General features: G+C 60.5%; 17 protein-coding genes. 11 read left to right on the top strand and 6 right to left on the bottom strand.

The window, feature by feature from the left end; translation table 11 throughout:
- Positions 1 to 169 precede the first annotated feature (169 nt).
- The 4 genes from ACZRMS_RS13690 to ACZRMS_RS13705 form a co-directional block, all read right to left on the bottom strand.
- A complete protein-coding gene (locus tag ACZRMS_RS13690; RefSeq protein ID WP_463995691.1) occupies positions 170 to 1,507 on the bottom strand; it encodes a DEAD/DEAH box helicase in 1,338 nt (445 codons plus the stop codon).
- Between the two features lie 67 nt (positions 1,508 to 1,574).
- Complete coding sequence (gene yedA, locus ACZRMS_RS13695) at positions 1,575 to 2,465, bottom strand: drug/metabolite exporter YedA (RefSeq protein ID WP_463995692.1); 891 nt, start codon at positions 2,463 to 2,465, stop codon at positions 1,575 to 1,577.
- A gap of 217 nt (positions 2,466 to 2,682) precedes the next feature.
- A complete protein-coding gene (locus ACZRMS_RS13700; protein ID WP_463995693.1) occupies positions 2,683 to 3,294 on the bottom strand; it encodes a 3'-5' exonuclease in 612 nt (203 codons plus the stop codon).
- Between the two features lie 28 nt (positions 3,295 to 3,322).
- The gene (locus tag ACZRMS_RS13705) at positions 3,323 to 3,799 is read right to left on the bottom strand and encodes an NYN domain-containing protein (RefSeq protein WP_048359335.1); all 477 of its coding nucleotides are present in this window, start codon (positions 3,797 to 3,799) and stop codon (positions 3,323 to 3,325) included.
- Between the two features lie 257 nt (positions 3,800 to 4,056).
- On the opposite strand from ACZRMS_RS13705, the gene ACZRMS_RS13710 reads away from it, so the two are divergent.
- The 9 genes from ACZRMS_RS13710 (at position 4,057) to ACZRMS_RS13750 (ending at position 12,437) form a co-directional block, all read left to right on the top strand.
- Entirely contained in the window at positions 4,057 to 4,716 is a 660-nt protein-coding gene (locus ACZRMS_RS13710; RefSeq protein ID WP_463995694.1) for a YciC family protein, read from the top strand.
- Positions 4,717 to 4,805: 89 nt separating this feature from the next.
- Positions 4,806 to 5,888, top strand: coding sequence for an endonuclease/exonuclease/phosphatase family protein (locus ACZRMS_RS13715; RefSeq protein ID WP_463995695.1), 1,083 nt, complete (start codon positions 4,806 to 4,808; stop codon positions 5,886 to 5,888).
- A gap of 242 nt (positions 5,889 to 6,130) precedes the next feature.
- Positions 6,131 to 6,817, top strand: coding sequence for a GntR family transcriptional regulator (locus tag ACZRMS_RS13720; RefSeq protein ID WP_463995696.1), 687 nt, complete (start codon positions 6,131 to 6,133; stop codon positions 6,815 to 6,817).
- A gap of 22 nt (positions 6,818 to 6,839) precedes the next feature.
- Positions 6,840 to 7,517: a DUF2848 domain-containing protein gene (locus tag ACZRMS_RS13725; RefSeq protein WP_463995697.1), complete on the top strand. Its 678-nt coding sequence runs from the start codon at positions 6,840 to 6,842 to the stop codon at positions 7,515 to 7,517.
- A gap of 7 nt (positions 7,518 to 7,524) precedes the next feature.
- Positions 7,525 to 8,865 carry an amidase gene (locus ACZRMS_RS13730; protein WP_463995698.1) on the top strand — a complete coding sequence of 447 codons (1,341 nt, stop codon included), beginning with the start codon at positions 7,525 to 7,527 and terminating at the stop codon, positions 8,863 to 8,865.
- Positions 8,866 to 9,016: 151 nt separating this feature from the next.
- The gene (locus ACZRMS_RS13735; RefSeq protein ID WP_463995699.1) at positions 9,017 to 10,342 is read left to right on the top strand and encodes an MFS transporter; all 1,326 of its coding nucleotides are present in this window, start codon (positions 9,017 to 9,019) and stop codon (positions 10,340 to 10,342) included.
- Positions 10,343 to 10,347: 5 nt separating this feature from the next.
- Complete coding sequence (locus ACZRMS_RS13740; protein WP_463995700.1) at positions 10,348 to 10,677, top strand: LysR family transcriptional regulator; 330 nt, start codon at positions 10,348 to 10,350, stop codon at positions 10,675 to 10,677.
- Between the two features lie 189 nt (positions 10,678 to 10,866).
- A complete protein-coding gene (locus ACZRMS_RS13745) occupies positions 10,867 to 10,995 on the top strand; it encodes a hypothetical protein (RefSeq protein WP_463995701.1) in 129 nt (42 codons plus the stop codon).
- Positions 10,992 to 12,437, top strand: a complete 1,446-nt coding sequence (locus ACZRMS_RS13750; protein WP_463995702.1) for an aldehyde dehydrogenase family protein — start codon at positions 10,992 to 10,994, stop codon at positions 12,435 to 12,437. The genes ACZRMS_RS13745 and ACZRMS_RS13750 overlap by 4 nt, the downstream gene beginning before the upstream one ends.
- Before the next feature lie 265 nt (positions 12,438 to 12,702).
- Here ACZRMS_RS13750 and ACZRMS_RS13755 read toward each other — a convergent pair whose 3' ends face one another.
- Together ACZRMS_RS13755 and ACZRMS_RS13760 are read right to left on the bottom strand one after the other, a co-directional pair.
- Positions 12,703 to 17,448, bottom strand: coding sequence for a hemagglutinin repeat-containing protein (locus ACZRMS_RS13755; protein ID WP_463995703.1), 4,746 nt, complete (start codon positions 17,446 to 17,448; stop codon positions 12,703 to 12,705).
- A 103-nt stretch (positions 17,449 to 17,551) separates the two neighbouring features.
- A complete protein-coding gene (locus tag ACZRMS_RS13760; protein ID WP_463995704.1) occupies positions 17,552 to 19,270 on the bottom strand; it encodes a ShlB/FhaC/HecB family hemolysin secretion/activation protein in 1,719 nt (572 codons plus the stop codon).
- Between the two features lie 334 nt (positions 19,271 to 19,604).
- Here ACZRMS_RS13760 and ACZRMS_RS13765 point away from each other — a divergent pair, with 334 nt between their 5' ends.
- Together ACZRMS_RS13765 and ACZRMS_RS13770 are read left to right on the top strand one after the other, a co-directional pair.
- On the top strand, positions 19,605 to 20,288 hold the full coding sequence (locus ACZRMS_RS13765) for a response regulator transcription factor (RefSeq protein WP_463995705.1): 684 nt from the start codon (positions 19,605 to 19,607) through the stop codon (positions 20,286 to 20,288).
- Entirely contained in the window at positions 20,273 to 21,541 is a 1,269-nt protein-coding gene (locus ACZRMS_RS13770; protein WP_463995706.1) for a sensor histidine kinase, read from the top strand. The genes ACZRMS_RS13765 and ACZRMS_RS13770 overlap by 16 nt, the downstream gene beginning before the upstream one ends.
- Positions 21,542 to 21,558: the final 17 nt, after the last annotated feature.

Genomic DNA, 21,558 nt, shown 5'->3' on the forward strand with positions numbered 1-21,558 from the left:
GGCGCCACAGCTACAACGGATACCACTCTCCAGTAGCAGCGGAAAAGATGGCGGCGTGAGAACCGAAAAGAATGTCCGAAATTACTGGACCAGTTCAGCCTGCTCGCGAAGGCTGTTCGCGAGCAGGCCCGCTCCCACAGTTGAAGTTTCCCCAGAGTCGGCGTCGACCTTACGGCTTGCGCTTGCGCGGGCCGGTGTTGAACACAGGTACTTTACGCACAGGCTTGACCGACGGTTCTGCCGGAGCCGCTTCGCCGCTATCCACCCACTTGCCCAGGTTGCGCTTGCCGCCACCGCCCGCCGCCTTCGGCTTTTTCGGTTTCTTCGGCTTTTTGATCACCTGACCCGAGGCATCTGTCTCGGGCACACGGTGCTCCGGCTCAAAGTCTTGCTCTTCGTGGCGCGGCAAGGTTTGACGGGTCAGCATCTCGATCGCCGACAACATGTTCACTTCGTCAGCACAGACAAACGAAATCGCTTCGCCCTTCTGCCCGGCACGGCCGGTACGACCAATGCGGTGAATGTAGTCTTCAGCCACGATCGGCATGTCGAAGTTGATCACCAGCGGCAGGTCTTCGATATCCAGACCACGGGCGGCAACATCGGTCGCCACCAGGATCTGTACTTCGCTGGCCTTGAAACGATCCAGAGCACGTTGACGCGTGGCCTGGGGCTTGTCGCCATGAATGCCGTCCGCGTTGATGCCCAGACCTTGCAGCTTGCCCACCAGCTCATCCACACCGTTGCGGGTCTTGGCGAATACCAGCACCTGTTTCCAGTGCTGGGTGCGCAGCAAGTGCAGGAACAGCTCCGGCTTGCGCTTTTTATCGACCGGGATGATCCATTGTTTGACGCTGCTGGCGGCCACGTTACGCGGGCTGACTTCGATGCTCAGCGGGTTGTCGAGCATCTGCTCGGCCAACAACCGAATCGCGTCAGAAAAGGTCGCCGAAAACAGCAGGGTTTGGCGTTTTTTCGGTAAGACTCGATAGATATCACGCAGCTCTTCGGTGAAGCCGAGGTCAAGCATGCGGTCGGCTTCGTCGAGAATCAGGGTTTGCAATTGTGTGAACTTGATCGCCTTCTGACGGTACAAATCGAGCAAACGACCCGGCGTGGCAACCAGGACATCAACGCCTTTGCGCATTTTCATCATTTGCGGGTTGATGCTGACCCCGCCGTACACCGCGTAGGTGCTCAACGGCAGGTGCTCGGCGTACTGGCGGATGCTCTCGTGAACCTGTTCGGCCAGTTCGCGGGTCGGCACCAGTACCAGTGCACGCACCATGTTGCTGGCGACTTTCGGGCCTTCCATGGTCAGCGATTGCAACAACGGCAGCGCGAAGCCGCCGGTTTTGCCGGTGCCGGTCTGGGCTGCTGCCATCAGGTCGCGGCCAGCCAGTACTGCGGGGATCGCTTGGGCCTGAACCGGGGTTGGGGTCTTGTAGCCGAGCGTCTCAAGGGCGCGCAGCAAGGGTTCGATCAGGCCAAGGGTGGCGAATGTCATGGGGATACCGTCGAAAAAGGTCTGCGCAAGGGTGCATAAGTTGCAATGGCGCGCAGTTTACCCTAATTCACACGGGTTTCTGCTTGCGCCACTGCGGCAAACCGATCAACACCACGGCGCTGATGATGACCGCCATCGCCAGGCACTCTTCAAAACCGATGCTCTCGCCTGCGAATGCAATGCCCAGCATCACCGCAACGGCGGGGTTGACGTAGGCGTAGCTGGTGGCTGCGGCAGGGCGCACGTTTTTCAGCAGATACATATAAGCGCTGAAGGCGATGATCGAGCCAAAGAACACCAGATAGACCAACGCGCCCCAGCCAGCGGCAGTCGGCATTTGAGTCATGCGTTCGCCACTGAGCAGGCTGCCCGCCAGCAGCATGGCACCGGCGGTGAGCATTTCGGCAGCACTGGCCATTGGCCCGGCCGGAAGCGGCAGGTGGCGGCTCCATACCGATCCAAACGCCCAGGCGGCGGCGGCAAAAATGACCATCGCGGCACCCACTGGGCTGGCTTGCAGGTTGGAGCCCAGGTTGAGCATGCCGATGCCCACCAGCCCCAGGGCGATGCCCGCCCATTCCAGGCGGGTGTTGCGTGCGCCCCAGAAGTAGCCGAACAGCAAGGTGAACAACGGCACGGTGGCCACCGCCAGCGCGGCGACACCGGAGGCCACACCCGAGTGCTCGGCCAGGGTCACGCCGCCATTGCCGCAGGCCAGCAACAGAAAACCGATCATGGCGGCCGAACGCCACTGCACGGCAGTGGGTGCAGGGGCACCCCGCCAGCGCATAAAGGCATACATCAAACTGCCCGCGATGAGAAACCGCACCCCGGCCATCATCAACGGCGGCCAGGACTCAATGCCAATGCGGATGGCCAGATAGGTCGAGCCCCAAATCACATACAAGGCAAAAAAAGCACCGATCAGTTGTAGCGGAAAACGACGTGCGGCAGGCATGAAGGCAGCTCAAGGGCAGAGGCAGGGGACTGGGGAGTTTAGACAAGGGGGGACGAAAAAATAAGTAACAGAACCCACCGAAAGTGGCCGTACACTTTTATGCCTGCCTGGCGGAGCAACACAAAACCCGTGGGAGCTGGCTTGCCTGCGATGCTGGCAACGCGGTCTGACTGACACCCCGTGGCGATGCCATCGCGAGCAAGCCAGCTCCCACCGTTTAAAACCCCCGATACCGCTTCAGGTGTTCGTTGACCTTCGCCGCCGGGATTTTTTGCAAACCACACAGCAGGTCGTGATTGAGCTCTTTCAATCCATGCTTTTGTCGCAGTTGCTCTGCCAGATACGCCGTCAGGTTGGCGGCCATTTCCGCATCGGCCATGGCTCGGTGAGCCTGGCCTGTGTGGGGCAAATCGGCAAAGGTCGTCAGGGTGCCCAACTTGTGGTTGGGCGCCGCCGGCATCAGGCGTCTCGCCAGCAGCAAGGAACAGGCGAAGTTCTGTAAACGGGTGCGCTTGATGCGGCCCATTTCGAAGTCCCAGAATTTTTGGTCGAAGGCCGCGTTGTGGGCCAGCAGCGGGGTGATGCCAACGAACTCGTTAACCTCGTTCATCACTTGCTCGGCCGAAGGCGCGGTGCGCAGCATGGCGTTGCTGATGCCGGTCAATTGCTCAATAAACCCCGGTACGCGAACGCCCGCGTTCATCAGGCTTTGGTAACGCTCGACAATATGCCCGCGTTCAAGAATCACCACTGCAATTTCGGTGGCCCGGCAACTGCTGCTCGGGGAGATACCGGTGGTTTCAAAGTCAATAACCGCAATGCGTTCCAAACCTGGTCAATCCTGTAAAAAGTGGGGGTTACTTGAGCAGCAAATTGCCTTCAATCGGCACGTAACGGCTGGCAGCGCGAATCAGTGAGTTGGCAGTCAGGCCGGGCACGCCATAGGCCACGGTTTCAACCCCGTGCTTGCTGGCAATGCGCTCGAGCAACAGGTCGAAATCGCCATCACCCGAAGCCAGCACCACTTCGTCTACATTGGCAGCAACGTCCATGATGTCGATGGTGATGCCCACGTCCCAGTCGCCCTTGGCCGAGCCATCGCTGCGCTGGATATAGGGTTTGAGTTTTACCGTGAAGCCGAGGTTGCGCAGGATCTGCTGAAACTGCTGCTGTTTGCTGTCGCCCCGGTCGATTGCATAGGCGTAGGCCTCGACGATTTCACCGCGCTTGGTGATATCAGCCCACAGGGCGGCGTAATTGAAATGGCAGCCATAGGCCTGGCGAACCGTGTAGTAGAGGTTCTGCACATCCGCGAAGACCGCAATTTTTTTCACCGGCAAACCTCATGATGCCCTGGCAAGCGGGCATGCGACTGAAAAACAAGGCCGCAGTATGCCAGCCTGTCGAGGGTTTGCGCGGATAAACCGCCCGGCGTGCAACAACCACTGCTCGACGGGGCGCCGGACGGCGCAGTACGACAAAGGGGGCCGTAACGAAAAGTCTGCTCGGGATGGATGTTTCGTTAACATTTGTTCATAAGCGTGCCCCATCGGTTAAAGTGGCGCATCGCTTTTAACGCCGACAACTGCCAATGAATCCGCTGACTGTTATTCGTGACTCCCTGTACTTCTTCCAGCGCAACCTGAGCCAGATCGTAATGCTGTGCTTGCCGCTGGTCATCCTTGAGGCGGTGTTGCAGCACATCGTTGATAACGCCGTGGGCCCCGATGCATCGCCAGGTTATGGCTTGATCGTCGGGTTGCTGCTGTACCCGGTGTACACCGCGGCCCTGATCCTGTTTCTCGATGCCCGCAGCCGGGGCGAAAGCCCGCGCAACCGCGATTTGCTGGCGACGGCCCTCAACCTGTGGCCCAGGTTTGCCCTGCTCTCGGCAATCAGTACATTGCTGATCGTGCTCGGGCTTTCGATGTTTTTTATCCCGGGTATTTTCCTGACCGTTGTACTGGCCTTTTCGGAGTACCGCTTGGTATTGCGCGGCGATGCTCCCCTGGCGGCCATGAAGTCGAGCTTCACCTTGAGCCGGGGTCATTTCTGGCGGATTTTCGTTTGCATACTGGCCGTATTGGGGCCGCTGATGCTGCTCAAGGAGTTCAGCTACTCTCTTTTCGTCAAAGAGGACAACATGCTGTTCTCACTGGTACTGGACAGTGCCAACAGCTTTTTGCAGTTGTTTGTCTCTGTAGTTCTTTTCCGTTTATTTATGTTGATTAGCGAAAAATCCGACAAGTAAAAACAACTAATCCTAAACGCAGAACCTTGGGGTACCGAGCTGCCGTCGAGTATGCTCGGTCACCCTTTGTAACGTCATAAGTCGAGCCCATGCCACGTTTCCTGCGCCGCACCGTCACAGGTTTGCTGTTGATTTCAGCGCTGCTGGCATGCCTGATCTACAGCGTTACGTGGCGCCCCAATGCCAAAGAAGTCCTGACACTCACCTGCCCGATCACGGCCCCCGTACTGGTACCCGGCCAGGCACTCAAGGTCATGACGTGGAACATTCAGTACCTGGCAGGCAAACGCTATGTGTTCTGGTACAACCTGGCTGACGGCAACGGCCCCGACACCCGCCCCACACGAGATGACATGGCCTTCAGCCTTGACGAAGTGTCGCGGGTCATTCGTGACGAGCGCCCTGACTTGGTGCTGTTGCAAGAGGTCGACAACAACGCCAAGGCCAGCGCCTACCAGGATCAGCTCAAGTTATTGCTGGAGCGCCTGATCGACCTTTACCCGTGCAATACACAAGCGTTTACCTGGAAGGCCGACTTTGTACCTGACTGGCATATTTTCGGCAGCGTCGGGCGCACGCTGGTCACCCTCAGCCGCTACCAGATCGAACACGCCGAGCGCCTGCAACTGCCCGTGGCCGAGGCCAACTTCATCAGCCGCCAGTTCCAGCCCAAGCCTGCGCTGCTGGTCAACTACCTGCCGCTCAACGACGGCGGGCAACTGGCCGCGATCAATACCCAACTCGACGCCCCCACGCTGAACAACAGCAACCTGCGCGAGCAAATGCAGGCCGTGGCGGCCCTGGCCGACAGGCTCGAAAGCCAGGGCACGCCGTGGTTGATCGGCGGTGATTTCAATTTACTGCCCATTGGCCAGTTCTTGCGCCTGCCCGCCCCCCTGCAACTGGGCTATTCACCGGACAGCGAGTTGCACCTGCTCTGGGAAAAGTACCCGATGATCCCCAGCAACCCGGAGGCCACCGGCATCGACCGCGAACTGTGGCTGACCCACTTCCCCAACGCCCCCGGCGCCGAAGAACCCGACCGCACCCTCGACTACCTCTTCTACAGCCCGAAACTGCAGCGCATTGAAGGTTATGTGCGCCAGGAAGACACCCTGACCATCTCGGATCACTTACCGGTGCTGGGGCGGTATTTGTTGCCCGCCGACTGAGTCCCCCGCAGTGACCTGACTGGCCCGACATTGCTACCACGCCCGCACATCTATAGGGCACGCGGGTACAAAACCGGGCACAAAGGTAACAAGTAACACCCTGCCAAGAGCTCCCCCTGCATCGCGCCAATGATCTGTACCCCTTGCCAATCAAGGCTCAGCGCTCGCTCGCCAGACAATGGCACAGGCTTTGCTTTAGCCTGAAAAGCATCTGATATATCAGACGCTTTTCAGGAGTGAGCATGTCCGAACCCATCGATTTCTCCAGCAGCCGCCAGCCCGCGACTGCCCCCAAAAGCGCAGCCCAGCTGCGCGAGCTGGCCTATGCGCAAATCAAGCAGCGCATCATCAGTTGTGAATACCGCCCCGGTGATGCGATCAACGAGGCGCAACTGACTGCAGCTCTGGGCATTGGCCGAACGCCGATCCATCAGGCGCTGCACCGCCTGGAAGTAGAAGGCATGGTCACGATCATGCCGCGCAAGGGCGTGATGGTGACGGCCCTGTCGCTCAACGATGTACTCGACATGATCGAAGTCCGCGTGAGCAACGAACAGCTCTGCGTGAAGCTTGCCGTCGAGCGGGCACATGACGCTGACATTCAGGCCATGCGCGACATTCTGGATCAGACCCCCGCCTTGCTGGCCAAGCGCGATGTGACTGGCTTGATGTCACTGGACCTGCAATTTCACATGTCGATTTCCGCCGCCGCACACAACCGCGTGCTGGCCGAGTTGCTGCGAAACCTTCACGAAAAACAGGCGCGTTTCTGGTACCTGACCCTGTCGGAAAACCACCACAGCGAACGCATCTATCACGAACACCTGCAAATCCTTGAGGCGCTGGAACAGCGTGATGGCGCCGCCGCCGTCGCGGCCATCCATCACCACATCGACGATTTCCGCCGCGCCATCATGCGCACGCTTTAATCACTCACCACGAGAGCTTCCCATGACTCAATTGACCTTCCACGTCGTCGGCCAGGGCGACCACCACGCCAGCATCAAGCACCTGATCATCGCAGGCTGGGCGGGGCGCAACAGCGAAGCAGTGGAGCACCATATTGCTGAGCTCGAAGCGCTGGGCGTTCGCCGCCCGACTCAGATCCCGTGCTTCTACCGGGTCTCGGCCAGCCTGTTGAACAACGCCGAAAGCATTCAGGTGCCGGGCAAGGATTCATCCGGCGAGACCGAGTTCGTGCTGATCCCCAGCGAAGAAGGTCTGCTGATCGGTCTGGGCTCGGATCACACCGACCGCAAGGTAGAAAGCTATGACGTCACCGTGTCCAAGCAAATGTGCGACAAGCCCATCGCCCAGCAGGTCTGGCGCTACACCGAGGTCCAGGCGCATTGGGATGAACTGGTGATGCGCACCTGGCGAGTGCGTGACGGCGTGCGTGCGCTGTACCAGCAGGGCCCGGTGACTAACCTGCTGGCGCCGGACACCCTGCTGGCAAAACTCAACAGCGACGGCTCGCTACCGGCGGACACTGCAATGTTCTGCGGCACGCAATCGGTGATCGGCGAGCTGGGTTATGGCGAAGCCTTTGAAATGGAGCTGTTCGACCCTGTCCTCAACCGCAGCCTGCGTCACCAGTACGGTGTCGAACCACTGCCTGTCGCCGAGTAAGCACACGATGAACACTATTGCCGAGTTCGCCCAGGCACTGGCTGAGGGCCGTACCACCAGTGAAGCGCTGGTCACCCAGGCGCTGAGCCGCATTGAAGCCCATCGCGCAGCGGGCGGGGTTGCCTATATCAGCGTTGATACCGACAGCGCCCGGCTAGCGGCGCGGGCCAGCGATCTGGCACGTGCCAGCGGTTATGTACCGTCGCCACTGGCCGGGCTGCCAGTGTCCATCAAGGATTTGTTCGACGTGAACGGCCAGGTGACGGCAGCAGGCTCGCAGTTACTGGCCGATGCACCGCCTGCCCGCCGCGATGCGCTGGTGGTGGAGCGCCTCAGGGCGGCCGGCGCGATCTTGCTGGGCCGAACCAACATGAGCGAGTTTGCCTTTTCCGGGCTGGGCCTGAACCCTCACTTCGGCACGCCTCTGACGCCCTGTGCACCTGACCGTATCGCGGGCGGCTCCAGTTCCGGCGCGGCCGTGAGCGTGGCCCTGGGCATGGCCGTTGCCGGGCTGGGTACCGACACCGGCGGCTCGATCCGCATCCCTGCCGCATTTTGCAACCTGACCGGTTTCAAGCCCAGCGCCAGCCGCGTCCCCATGGCTGGCTCCTTCCCGCTGGCCGCCAGCCTGGATTCGGTCGGCGCACTGACACGCAGCGTCGCCGACTGCATCCTGCTCGACCAGATACTCAGCGCCGAGTATCTCGACACCCGTGCGGCACCACTGGCCGGGCTGCGCCTGGCCGTCACCCGGGACCTGGTCCTCGAACAGCTCGATGCCGATGTGACAGCGGCCTTCGAACGCTCTCTGGACCTGCTCGCCAAGGCCGGTGCCTGCATACGCTGGTTCGATTTCCCGGAACTGCACGAGCTGTCGCGTATCAACGCGGCAGGCGGGCTGACGGCTGCAGAAGCCTGGCATGGCCATCGGCAGTGGCTTGAGGGGGATGACAGCCACCGCTATGACGTGCGCGTAGCCCAACGCATTCGGCGCGGCGCGGCCATCAGTGCAGCCGACTATCTGGACGTGAAATACGAACGCCAACGCCTGATCAGCGTGGCGCGTGAGCGTCTGGGTGACGCAGATGCCTGGCTGCTGCCCAGTGTTGCGGTGGTTGCGCCCAAGCTGGCAGACCTCGCGGAGGACGCGGCGTTCTTCGCCACCAATGGCCTGGTGTTGCGCAATACCAGCGTCATCAACTTTCTCGACGGCTGCGCCCTGAGCCTGCCTTGCCAGCGCGGCGACGAGTTGCCGGTCGGGCTGTCGATTGCAGGCCTGCATGGGCAGGACGCCCGCGTGCTGCAAGTGTCCCGGGCTATCGAGGCTCTGCTGCGAGAACACACGTGATGCTCTGCCGCTGACCTGAGGGCAGGTCTGACCTGCCCTGTTTGACCTGACTGAACCCGCAAAAAAATGACACGGCGGCCCATCGTGCGCCCCCACTCGCCTGCCAATCGGCTTGCGCGCCCTGTTGCGCAACGAATTGACGAGAAAACTTATGAACCCGAGTAACCCAAGTTCAACCATTGCGCTGGACCACGCACCGGCAGCAGACGAAGTAGCTATGGTCTATCGCAAGATCGCGTGGCGGCTGCTGCCGTTTCTGGTGTTTCTCTTCGTTCTGGCCTGGATCGACCGGGTCAACGTGGGCTTCGCCAAACTGTCGATGCTCCAGGACCTGGGCTTCAGCGAAGCCGTTTACGGTCTGGGGGCCGGCATATTCTTTATCGGTTACTTCTTCTTCGAAGTGCCCAGCAATTTGCTCCTGGAGAAAATCGGCGCCCGCCGCACCCTGGCGCGCATCACTATCATGTGGGGCCTGACGTCCATCGCCATGGCTTACGTCGAAAGCGCCTGGTCGTTCTACGTGCTGCGGTTTTTACTGGGGGCCTTTGAAGCAGGATTCTTCCCGGGCGTGGTGCTGTATCTCACCTATTGGTTCCCGGCAGCGCAGCGGGCAAAGATCAACGGCATGTTCATGACGTCCTTCGCCATTGCCGGCGTGGTCGGCGGCCCTCTGGCCGGGTTCATCATGAGCCGCATGGTGGGGGTCGGCAGCCTGGCCAACTGGCAATGGCTGTTTATCCTTGAAGGCATCCCCTCCGTGATCGCTGGCTTCCTGGTGTTGCGTTACCTCCCGGAAAAACCGGTCAATGCCAAGTGGCTGAGCCCCGAGCAGCGCAAGATGGTCAGCGACACGATTGCCCGCGAGGACAAGTTGCCGGGCAAACACAGCGACCTGCGCTCGCTGATTCGTTACCCCAAGCTGTGGCTATGCGCGCTGGTGTACTTTTGCCTGGTCAGTGGCAACGCGACCATTGCGTTCTGGACCCCGTCCGTCATCCAGTCGCTGGGCGTCACGGACACCATGAACATCGGCCTGCTCGCCTCAATCCCTTTCATCCTGGGCACTGCGGCCATGCTGTGGAACGGCTTTCATTCTGACAAGACGGCCGAGCGCCGACTTCACTGCGCGATGGCGGCCCTGATCGCCGGCCTGGGGCTGATCTGCACCGGTCTGTTCATCGGCAACGCCGTGATGGCACTGATCGCCCTGACGGTTGCGGCCATGGGCATCCTCGCCGCCTTCCCCGTGTTCTGGTCGATCCCCGGCGCATTTCTGGCGGGCACCGCCGCAGCGGGCGGTATTGCCCTGATCAACTGCATCGGCAACCTCGCCGGATTTGTGGCTCCGTACATGATCGGCTGGCTGAAAACCCTGACTGGCAGCCTGGCCGCAGGCCTGTATCTGGTCGCCGCCTTTGAATTGCTCGCAGGCCTGTTGCTGCTGTTGTGCTTCAAAGGGATCAAGGTCAGCAAGTAACGGCTATGAATGGACTGAATAAAGGCACTGCATTGCCAAACCCATCGCTGGTGCCACTGCATACGCTCTGGTTTTTTGAAGCCGTGGCTCGCCAAAAAAGCTTTACCAAGGCGAGCCACGTGCTGGCGGTCACGCAAAGTGCCGTCAGCAAACAAGTGCGCAACCTGGAGAACAGCCTGGGCCTTGAACTCTTTGAGCGACGCGGCACGCAAGTAACGCTCACTGAAGCCGGTACGGTGTTGCTGGCGTGTGTTCAACCGATGTTGATGTCCTTGAACCAGACCGTGCAGGCTCTTGCCCGGACCAGGACCACACCGAAAAACGCCCCTGAATAACCTCAATTGTGGGGGGCGGACCTGCTCGCGAAGATCGTTACCGACAGGGCGCGCTGACTGGAAAATCGCGTCGGTTTCGGCAGGTCCGCTCAATTGCACACGCTTTTTATTTAAGTCATACTACGTCGTACAACTACGATAAAACGCTTAGTGATTCTCTACGAACCTCCACAGAAGGCGGGTATTTCCATGGGTTTCGAAAGTCAACGCGTCAAACAGATCTCCTACTCCCCCAGCATGGCGATTTCCATGCGTGCCAAGGAACTCGACATTGTCGACACGAGCCTTGGCGAACCCGTATGTGGAGCACTCTCATGACTGATTCAAAGCGCTACAACAATTTCATTGGTGGCGAGTGGGTCGCAGCCACAGGTTACAGCGCCAACATCAACCCCTCTGACCTGTCCGATGTGATCGGTGAATATGCCCAGGCGGATGTCGCTCAGGTCCAGGCTGCGATTAATGCGGCCCGGGCAGCGTTCCCGGCCTGGTCGACTTCTGGCATTCAGGCCCGTTGCGACGCGCTGGACAAGGTCGGCAGCGAAATCCTCGCCCGCAAGGAAGAACTGGGCACCCTGCTGGCACGCGAAGAAGGCAAGACCCTGCCTGAAGCGATCGGTGAAGTGAGCCGTGCCGGTAATATCTTCAAGTTTTTCGCCGGTGAATGCCTGCGCCTGTCGGGTGATTACCTGCCCTCGGTGCGCCCGGGCGTACACGTAGAAGTCACCCGTGAAGCCCTGGGTGTGGTGGGCCTGATCACCCCCTGGAACTTCCCCATTGCCATCCCGGCCTGGAAGATTGCCCCGGCCCTGGCCTATGGCAACTGCGTGGTCTTCAAGCCTGCCGATCTGGTACCGGGCTGCGCCTGGGCTCTGGCCGAAATCATCTCCCGCGCCGGTTTCCCCGCGGGCGTGTTCAACCTGGTGATGGGCAGTGGCCGTGTGGTCGGTGAAGCCATCGTCAATAGCCCGAAAGTGGACGGGGTCAGCTTTACCGGTTCGGTAGGTGTTGGACGCCAGATCGCGATCAACTGCGTGTCACGCCAGGCCAAGGTCCAACTGGAAATGGGCGGCAAAAACCCGCAGGTGATTCTCGACGACGCCGACCTCAAGCAAGCGGTCGAGCTGGCAGTACAGAGCGCGTTCTACTCCACAGGCCAGCGTTGCACGGCTTCAAGCCGCCTGATTGTCACGGCGGGGATCCACGACAAGTTCGTCGAAGCCATGGCCGAGCGCATGCGTTCGATCAAGGTGGGCCATGCCTTGCAGGCGGGGATCGACATCGGCCCGGTCGTGTCCCGCGCGCAACTCGACCAGGACCTGGGCTACATCGACATTGCCCGCAACGAAGGCGCACGACTGGTAACCGGCGGCAACCTGGTGACGTGCGATACCGAGGGTTATTTCCTCGCCCCCGCACTGTTTGCCGACAGCACCGCCAACATGCGCATCAGCCGCGAAGAAGTCTTCGGCCCGGTGGCCAATATCATCAAGGTTGCAGACTACGAAGCGGCTCTGGCCATGGCCAATGACACCGAATTCGGGCTGTCGGCCGGTATCGCCACCACATCGCTCAAATACGCCAATCACTTCAAGCGCCACTCCCAGGCCGGGATGGTGATGGTCAACCTGCCTACCGCAGGCGTCGACTACCACGTGCCATTCGGCGGGCGTAAAGGCTCCTCCTATGGCTCCCGCGAGCAGGGCCGTTACGCGCAGGAGTTCTACACGGTGGTCAAAACCAGCTATATCGGTTCTTGATGCACGGACCTCTTAGCCGCTGGGGCTGCGGCCGATTGTGAAGCGATCGTAAACCTGAATGCGCGATGTCACTGAAACACTGCGCCGCCTGGTTTTACGACGGTTTCGCCGCCGGACGCAGCCCTCGTTCCTCGGCAGCTGCCAGGGGTATTTGTTACAGCGAGCCGGGAGTCGTTCAAATACGGCTACTGGAACTTTTAAACCGTAATTATTGAAAACTTTCGCACTGTGCAAGCTCAACTTACACAGTGCGAAAGGCACAGGCCTAGTTCACTTTTTGATCAATCCCTGCCTGCAGCTCCTGACTACTGCTGTGCCCGGACACCCGCAACGGCCCCAGGTTGATGGTTTTATCCTCACCGCTGGTTTCGTCCTTTTTCCTGGTCAGCGCATCCTTGGTGCCCAGAACCGTCTCAACCGGCGACGTCGTGAAGTTCAGCCCGACATTCGCACGGTAGTCGCTGCCCGCCAGGGTGGTAGCCGTAACGGTCGATCCGCCGAGCTCGACCTTGCCGTCGCTGGCGCTGATCCGCGCGCCGACCAGGCGAGTATCGCCACCTACCTGAAGATTGACGCCGCGGCTGCCACTGATGCCTGACACCTGGGTGGCGCTGTTCTTGACGGTATGGCTGAACTCCAGTTTCACGGTCGGGGTATAGGACGTTTTGCCGCTCTTGTCGCCGAACAACGCGTTTTCCGTGGAATTGGCCACAGATTTGCCGCTGATGTTTTTATCGCTGTCGCCAGTGCCGCCCTTGGATGAGGCCAGGGACCCGATGCCCTTATCGACCACCCGCTCCAGTTTTTCGCGGTGTTTGTCGAATGCGCCATGGGCCTTGTTTTGTGCATCGCCTTTGAGCGGGCCCGCAGCGGTGGCCAGTTTATCGACCACGCCGGGCTGGCGTTTTTCGACATCCAGCCTGGCATCGACGTTGACCTGGGTACTGTTTACCTGGTCATTGCGGCTCTCGACCACCAGGTCCCCGCCAACTTTGCCGCTCACCTGATCCGCTTCAATCCGGGCACCAGCCAGACGGGTACCGGCGGCACTATTGATGAGCAGATTGTCGGCCTTGATCAGGCTGTCGTGCTGGGTGGTGCCTTGTTGGTAATCGACGTCGACTTTCGCCCGCAAATTGATGCCGCGCTGGGTCTCGGGGGAGCCGGGTTCACCGCCGTTGGCCAGGGTAGTTTTGCCGCCGGTGCCGCCGGCGCCCAGGGTTACGCCCCAGCTGTCATGGGCCTTGGTCGATTGCGCGGACTCTTGCAGGATGCCGCCTTTGTGCGCATCGAGGCTGACACTGGCAGCCCTGAGCTGAGTACCTTGCAGGTGGATGGCATCGGCCGCTTTGGCGCCACTGGCGAGGGATACCTTGCCGTTGCTGTGCAATTGGCCAACGGTCACGCTCTGGTCCTTTTCAACAACCTTGCCGATGTTGAAGTTGGCACTCAGGCTGGCAGTACTGCCGCTGCTTTCAGCGGTGCTGGTCTTGGTGCCACCGAGGCTCAGGCCGCCGCCCAGGTTGCTGCCGTCGCTGGCGTGGGTGTTGGTCGCCGCTTGCAGGTCCAGCTTGCCGCCGGCGTTGAGGCTGATATCACCGGTTTGGGCGGTACTGCTGCCGATTTGGGTGCCTTGCAAGATCAGGTTGGCGCCGCTGGTGAGCTGGACCGGACCGTCACTCTCGATGCTCGCGACATGGGCCTGACTGTCCTGGGTGGCCAGGCGCTTGTGGTCCAGTTGCAGGCGGGTCGCGAGGTTGCCATTAGTGCCGCTAGCGCCCGGGAGGGTGCCAACGGTCAGCAAGCCGGTGCCGCGCAGGGTGTTGCTGGTTTGGCTCTTGGTGTCGTTGGCCTGGTTCAACGCCAGCTCGCCGCCAGCCTTGAGGTTGACCCCGGCCTCGGCGCCATTGAAGTGGCTGCCTTCATAGCGGGCATCGCCCTTGGCGTCGAGGCTGAGCCCCTGAGTCCCGGCGTAGCTGCCAACCACCGCCGTGCTGGAGGCTTCCTGCACATCGCGACTGCCGCCTGTGCCGCTGCCCCGCGCGTTCACGTCTGCGCCAGTGGTGGTGTAGACCCGCCCGCCCACCTTGGCGTCCAGACCTTGCTCGCTACTGCTGCGGGTATTGGCCGCCGCCGTGGCAACGTGACTGCCGGCGGTGATTTTCAGTGCGCCATCAGTGGCCTGGTATTGGCTGCCCTCATCCTTCAGATTACCGACCACATTGGCCTGCACCGAACCGCCACTGAACTGGCTGACCACCGCTGTGCTGTCCTGCTGTGTCCGGGTCATGTTGGTGTGACCCACTTCCACGTCGAGCCCGAGATTGGGCAGTTCCAACGCGTCCAGTACCCCAGGCTGATGAAACTTGGTCTGGGCCACCCCCTCGACGGCCTTTTCGGCTGGCCGGGTGATGCCTTTGTACTCGATATTGACCCCGGCGTTGGCGGTCCAGCCGTTCTCTTTGTGGGTACTGATGTCGCTGTTATGGGCCGCCTGGTTGTCGACCTGGGACGCGTTCACCTGGAGCACGGAACCGGCCGTGACCTGTGCGCCCTGGGTGGTCAGGGTGTTGCCGGCGTTGAGAGTCAGCTTGCCTGCCGCTGACACGTTGCTGGTTTTGGCAACGGTGTTGTTGCTGGTGTCCTGGCTGCTCTGGTAGCTGAATTCGGTGCCGCTGCCGGCATTATCCAAACCGCCGGTATAGAAGACGCCGATACCGCTGGCGGTCTTGTCGGTGGCCTTGAGGGTGCTGTCGTGGGCGGCCAACAGTTCAACGTTTTTACCGCTCAAGGTCGCATCGCCCCGGGTGGCCTTGATATCGGAACCCTTGACGCTCAAATCGCCGCCCGCCGTGACGGCCAGGGTGCCACCGCTGAGGCTGGAGGCCTGTTGACGGGTGGTATCGGTCTTGCTGGTTTGCTTCTGGTCTTCATAACGCACACCGGCACGGTACTGACGGCTGCCGGCGGCGGTTTCCTTGGTGTAGCCGTCAACACCACGGGTGTGGCTGAGCGTGGAGTCGTGGGCGGTGTTTTGTGCTGAAACGACCTTGATATCGCCCTTGGCGTCGACCTTGAGCTCACCTGCGCCAGACACGCGGGAGCCGCTGACGTTGATGTCCTTGGCGCTTTGCAGCTTGAGGTTGCTGTCCGAGCTCAGGTCGCTGGCAACGACGGTGCTGCCTTTGAGATTCTTGCGATTTTCATCCTTGGAGATGCCGAAGAACTTGCTGTTTTTGCTGTGGCTGTTGTCGCGTGTGAGATCACGCACGCCGTCGATCACCAGTGAGCCTTTGTCACTGACCACGCTGGCCTGCTTGCCGCCACGAACCTGGCTGCCACTGATGTGCACTTCGTCAGCCTTGACGATCAGGTTGCCGTCGGCGTTGACCTTGCTGGCGGTGTTCAAGGTCTTGCTCTTGTCGCCTTCGGCGCTCTTGCCGAAGAAGCTGCCACCTGTCAGGTCGCCGGAATAGGAGCCGCCGTTGTTGCTCTGGGTACGGCTGGCGCTGGTGATTTCCACTTCCCGGGCCGCCAGTAGCATGTCGCCCCGGGAGTGCAGCTCGGCGCCCTGCAGTACCAGCTTTTGTCCGCTGGTCAGCTCCATATTTTTGCCGGCCTTGAGGCTGCCAGGGATACTGCGTTGCTCAATGCTGGAGGTGTCCCAGTTGGCTTTCCACAGATGCTTGCGGTGGTTGCCCCGGTCGCGAGTTTCATCGACTTCAGTAGCCGCGCTCAGGTTCAGGTCGCCGCCGCTCTTGATACTCAGCGTGTCGCCGGCTGCGACGCTGCTGCCCGTGATTTGGGTCTTGGCACCGGAAGTCAGCGTGGCAGTGCGCTGGGCCTCGACCTTGGTGCCGTGCTGGCGGGTGTCATTGTCGGTGGTGGTGCGGTCATAGGTTTCATAGGTGAACAGAAAGTTTTTGTTCTTCCACTTTTCACGTTTTTCCTGGAGCTCGCGGCTTTGCAGGCTGCTCAAGGTCAGGCTGCGGCTGGCGTCGAGTTTGACGTTGCGCCCGTTGACGTCTGTGGCGGTCAGGGTCAGGTTTTGGCTGCTGCGCAGGTCGACATCGCCCTGCTTACTCGTCACCTGCGCACGAGTGGCTTCAAGGCTGTTGGCGTGCGCCTTGCCGCTGATTTCGAGGTCACCGGCGGAGCTGATTTTTACCCCGTCGCGGCCTGACACCTGCACCGCACCTACCCGCACACCGGCGCCTTCGGCGGTGCTGATGATGTTGATGCGACCGGCCTGCATCGCGCCGAACAGGTTGGCGTCGATTCTCTGGGTCTTGCTGGCGGAGTAGACCTTGCGCACTTTGCCACTGGCGAAGTCGACCTGATTGCGGCCGACGGTAAGGTTCAGTTGATCTCGGGCGTCGAGGCGGCCCTGGCTGTCGATGCGCGGGGCGATCAAGTTGATCGAGCCGCCGCTGTTTTTCAGGCCCGTGCCTTGTACCGTCAGTTGCCCCCGGGCATCGCGGGTGTTCAGGGCCTGCAGCTTGCCGTCACTGAGCTCGGGGCGGCCCACCACCAGGTTGGCGTTGGGGGTGTTGATAAAGCTGGCGCCGTTGACCGAAATCCCGTTCGGGTTGGCCAGCACGTAATCCGCCGCCCGGCCGAATATTTCCTGGGCGCCGTTGAGGGCCGAGGCGTTGCGGCTGATCACTTCGTTGAGGATCACGCTCGCCGCCTGGCCCTGAAACTGCGGGTTGGCCGCCAGATGCCCGGCGAGCTGGGATTGCCCGGCCTGCAAGCCGTTGTTCAGGACAACGCCCTGGCGGTCGACGTTGTAGTCGAGGAACTGGTTATGGGACAGGCCGCCGGCATTGGGCGCGACGATATTAACGATGGGCACGCCGCCCTGGTTCAGTAATTGCGGGGTACCGCCAGGCCCTTCGACGGCCGTCAAGCGGCCGGCCAATACCAGTTGAGGCACCAGAAGGAGGCTGGCGATGGTCCAGCGCAGCCTGCCGCGTGGGGAAAGGTGAAAATGGGACGTGTTGTAAGGCATAAAAACCTCTCTTTGTGTTGGCAGATCCGCGAAGTACATGGGGCGGTGCAACACGATGGTTGTGGTCAGGTACATCATTTATTTCAGGAAAGTCGGGACCGGTTCATATCTGCAAGTTCAGGCGCGTCAGCCAGACCACCGGCTCCTGACCAAACCCCTTGGGGGTGTTCAGGTTGTGTTGGTAATCGAAGTCCAGTTGCAGGTTCTGCCAGCTCAGGTTGAGCCCCGCGATGGCACTGCTCAGGCGTTGGCCCTGGGCGCCGTGTTCACGTTTGACCCAGCCGTTGTCCAGGCCCAGGCGCGGCGTGATCTTGACCGCCAGGTCGCTGTTGAGCGGCAAGCGCAGGGTGTTGCGCCAGATCGCGCCGATAGCACCGCTGGCGCTGTTTTCGCGATAGCCGCGCACCGCTGAATCGTCGGTGGCCAGCAGTTGTTCGAGGGCAGGCAATGAGTCGGGGCTGTACTGCGTCGACAGCTGGCTTTGCCACTGCCACGGCTGGCCGTTGAGCTGACCATTGCGCCATTGGGTGAGGTTGGCGCGGTACCTGCGGAACTGCGCCTGGGGCCGGTTTTTTTGCACTTGATCGGCGTCGCGATCGGCGCCGAACCAGGTCAGGCCCTGGGCGTAATTGACATCCAGGTTCCACACCGCGCTGTTGAGCCAAAACAGATTCAGGCCGGCTTCTGCCACGGTCAGGGTCGGGCTCTGGACGCCCAGGCGGGCCTTTTGCAGATAGCTGTCGACATCCTTGTAGGACAGTTGCAGGTTGGCGCTCAGTTGATGGCCCTGATTGCGCCACAACACGCGGTCGGTGCGCACGCTGACCTGATCGGTGCGGCCACTGTTATAGAGGGTGGTGTTGCGCAGCTTGAACGGCGAACGGTATTCGGTATGGCTGGCGAACAGGCTGTAAGTCCAGTAACCGTAGGGAATGGAATAAAACAGGCTATTGCTGCGACTGTAGCGCGGGCCGTGGTTGAGGGTGTCGCTCATGCTCAGGGTGAGCGAGTCGTTGAGCTGCAACGGGCTGTCCAGGCTCAGGCTGAAAAAGTTGCGCTCGCGTCCGGTGCCGGCGCTGCCCAGGTTATCCAGCCCCAGGCCAAGGCTCCAGGGCGAGGCGGTGCTGCGCGAGCGCAAGATGATCCGCGAGGCGCCGGGCTCGCTGCCAGGCTCGATGTCTGCGGTGAGGTCCAGGGAGCGCAAGCGATTGAGCTGGTCCAGGCCTTGTTCGAGGTCTCGCAGGGCCAGGGGTTCGCCGAGCATGCCGGGGAACGCCCCGCGCAATGATACCGGCAGGCTCTGGTCGGCCAGTTCGATGGCTTCGATGTAGCCTTCGTCGATGCCAATATCCAGAGGCTGCCCGGCGGCCGGGGCGCTGATCAGGTAGGGACGGCTGGCGATGTAGCCGGCTTCGACGTACACGCTCGTGATCTCGGCCAGCAGCCGGTTGATCTGGGTGGCGCCCATGCACGGCGCCACGTAGGGCTCGATTCGTTTATCGAGCTCGGTTTTGCTGAACAGCGTGACCCCGCCCACGCGGGTACCGCGCAGGGGCCAGCAATGCCCATCTTTCACGGTGTCGCCAGGCAGAACAGCCGCCGACGGCGGCGGGGTATCTGAGCTACCGCGCCGCAGCTGCCGCTGGCGCTGTTCCAATTGCAACTGTTGCAGATCGCGCTGCTGCTGTTGTTGCAAGTGCAAGGCTTGCTGGCCGGCCTGCAGCCCATCGTCAGCGACTGCCGGTAGCGAGCACAGGCCGAGTAAAAAGACGATTGAACTCTTGGCACAGCGGGGGCGATCGGCTGAAGACAGACTCTGCATACGACATCCTTTAACCAGAAATACAGTCGCGAGCGCAGGCCCGGCAAGGCTTCACCCTCGACACAGGTTCAACGCCCCCGGACGGCTCAGCTGCGCAAACATCTGCACACAACTGCGGCTCGTCAATACGTAGGAAAGGACCGATCATCAGCCGTTGAAAATTCAAAATTGGCTCTTCCCTCTAACAGTTGCTTGAGCGCTCATGGCGGGGCTCACATCTGATAGACGCGACGGTAGAGCATCGGCGGTTACTGCCCGGTTAACGCAGGCACAAGGGCGCCCCAAGACGCTTATGCTGGCATCGGAAACGCTTCGGACAGGTGATGAAAAACACATGCACATCAACGTATTGCTGGTTGAAGACAACCTTGAACTGGCGATTACACTTATCGAGTACTTGGGTGTCAGCGAGATCATCTGCGACCACGCCCGGGACGGGCACATGGGGCTGCAAATGGCGCGTGCCCAGCACTACGACGTCATCTTGCTGGATGTCATGATGCCCAGGCTCAATGGGCAAAAAGTCTGCCGCGCCCTGCGCGAAGACGGGATGCAAACCCCGATACTCATGCTGACCTCGCTGGATGCCTTGCAGGACAAACTCGACGGTTTCGCCGCGGGTACCGACGACTACTTGCTCAAAACCTGCGATATGCGAGAACTGGTGGCCCGAATTCGCGCCTTGAGCCATCGACGCAGCGGCCAGACCAGTGTTTTGCAGGTGGCCGACCTGTGCATGGACGTGGCAAGCCACGAGGTTTCACGCAACAACCAGGCACTGCATCTGTCACCGATCGGCTGGCAGTTGCTCGAATGCCTGATGCGCGCAAGCCCCAACCCTGTCAGCCGTGTACGCCTGGAGATGGCGATTTGGGGCGATCAGCCGCCCGACAGCAATAGCTTGAAGGTTCACATGTTTCGCCTGCGCCATAGTGTCGATAAAGGCTTCGAGCGCCCCCTGATCCATACCCTCGCTGGCGTGGGCTTCAAGTTGGCGGATCTATGCGACAAGGGCTGAGCCTGAAGTACGTGATCGGTGGCGGCGTCTCTCTTCTGATAGTGGCCGCGCTGATTGTTTACCTGAAGTTAGTGACGACATTCACGATGTACGGGCAGGACTACACCGACAGTTTCCTGTGGGAAGAAAAGGCATTGCAGTTTTCTGCGAATTACGCAAAAGACCCGCTGACGCCGCTACCCAAAGTAGATTTTTACACCAGCGTCCTCGACAAAAATGCGTTACCTGAAAGCATTCGTCTGCTACTGCAATCACCGCCCACTCGAAGCGTCGGCACGATACAGATCTTTGAGAACTCGGCCACATTGCCCCCCCCTCTTTATTTGCTAGTGCACCCTCTGGCTGACGGCAAAGCCCTGTACTTGTTTGAAACCCCAGGCAACGAGAACCAGGCCGAGCCTCTCATCCTGGCGGAAGAGTATTTGAAAGAAGAAAGGCTGATGCTGATCATCATCGGCCTTTCGATACCCCTCACCGGGTTGCTGATGGCCATTGTCATGGTGTGGCTTATCCTCAAACGGCTGCACCACCTGACGCGATGGTCTGCCACCCTCACTAACCCGCGCGTGAACGTCAGCGGACGCCCCGACTTCAGTTACAAAGAGTTCAACATCCTGGCCACTTCACTCGCACACTGTGTGCAGCGCGTCAAAGCCGCCAGCCTTCGGGAAGAACGCTTACTCAGGTATACCAGCCATGAACTGCGTACACCCTTGGCAATTGCCAAGGCGAACCTGCAATTATTGGCCCTTAGTGGAGAGCTATCACCGCCGTTGCAACGTATCCAGCGATCCGTACAAAACATGCAAAACATCACCGAGACCCTGCTGTGGATGAGCACCGAACACAGCTCTACCCCGGCTCGGGTAACCGTCGATATACGCCAGGCCCTGAATGATCTGGTTGAAGAGCATCGCTACCTCATCGACGCGCGTCACCGTACGTTGGTGGTTAACGTGCAGGACGGGACGTATTTCCTGCCGGCCCAAGCCTGCCGGATTATCTTCGGTAACCTGTTACGCAATGCACTGCAGTACGCCGATGAAGGCGATATCGAGATCACCTGCACCCCCCAACAACTGAGCATGATCAACCGCATCGGCAGTATTGAATCCAGGGCGGAATCGGCAGATTACGGCTATGGCCTGGGCCTGGAGCTGGTTCAACAATTATGTGAACGGCTCGGCTACCAACTGCACACCCGTATCGAGGCCCAGCACTTCTGCGCGGTGATCTTATTCACACCTGATTGACTTGAGTGCGCACACCG

This window comes from Pseudomonas sp. B424 (assembly GCF_055408345.1).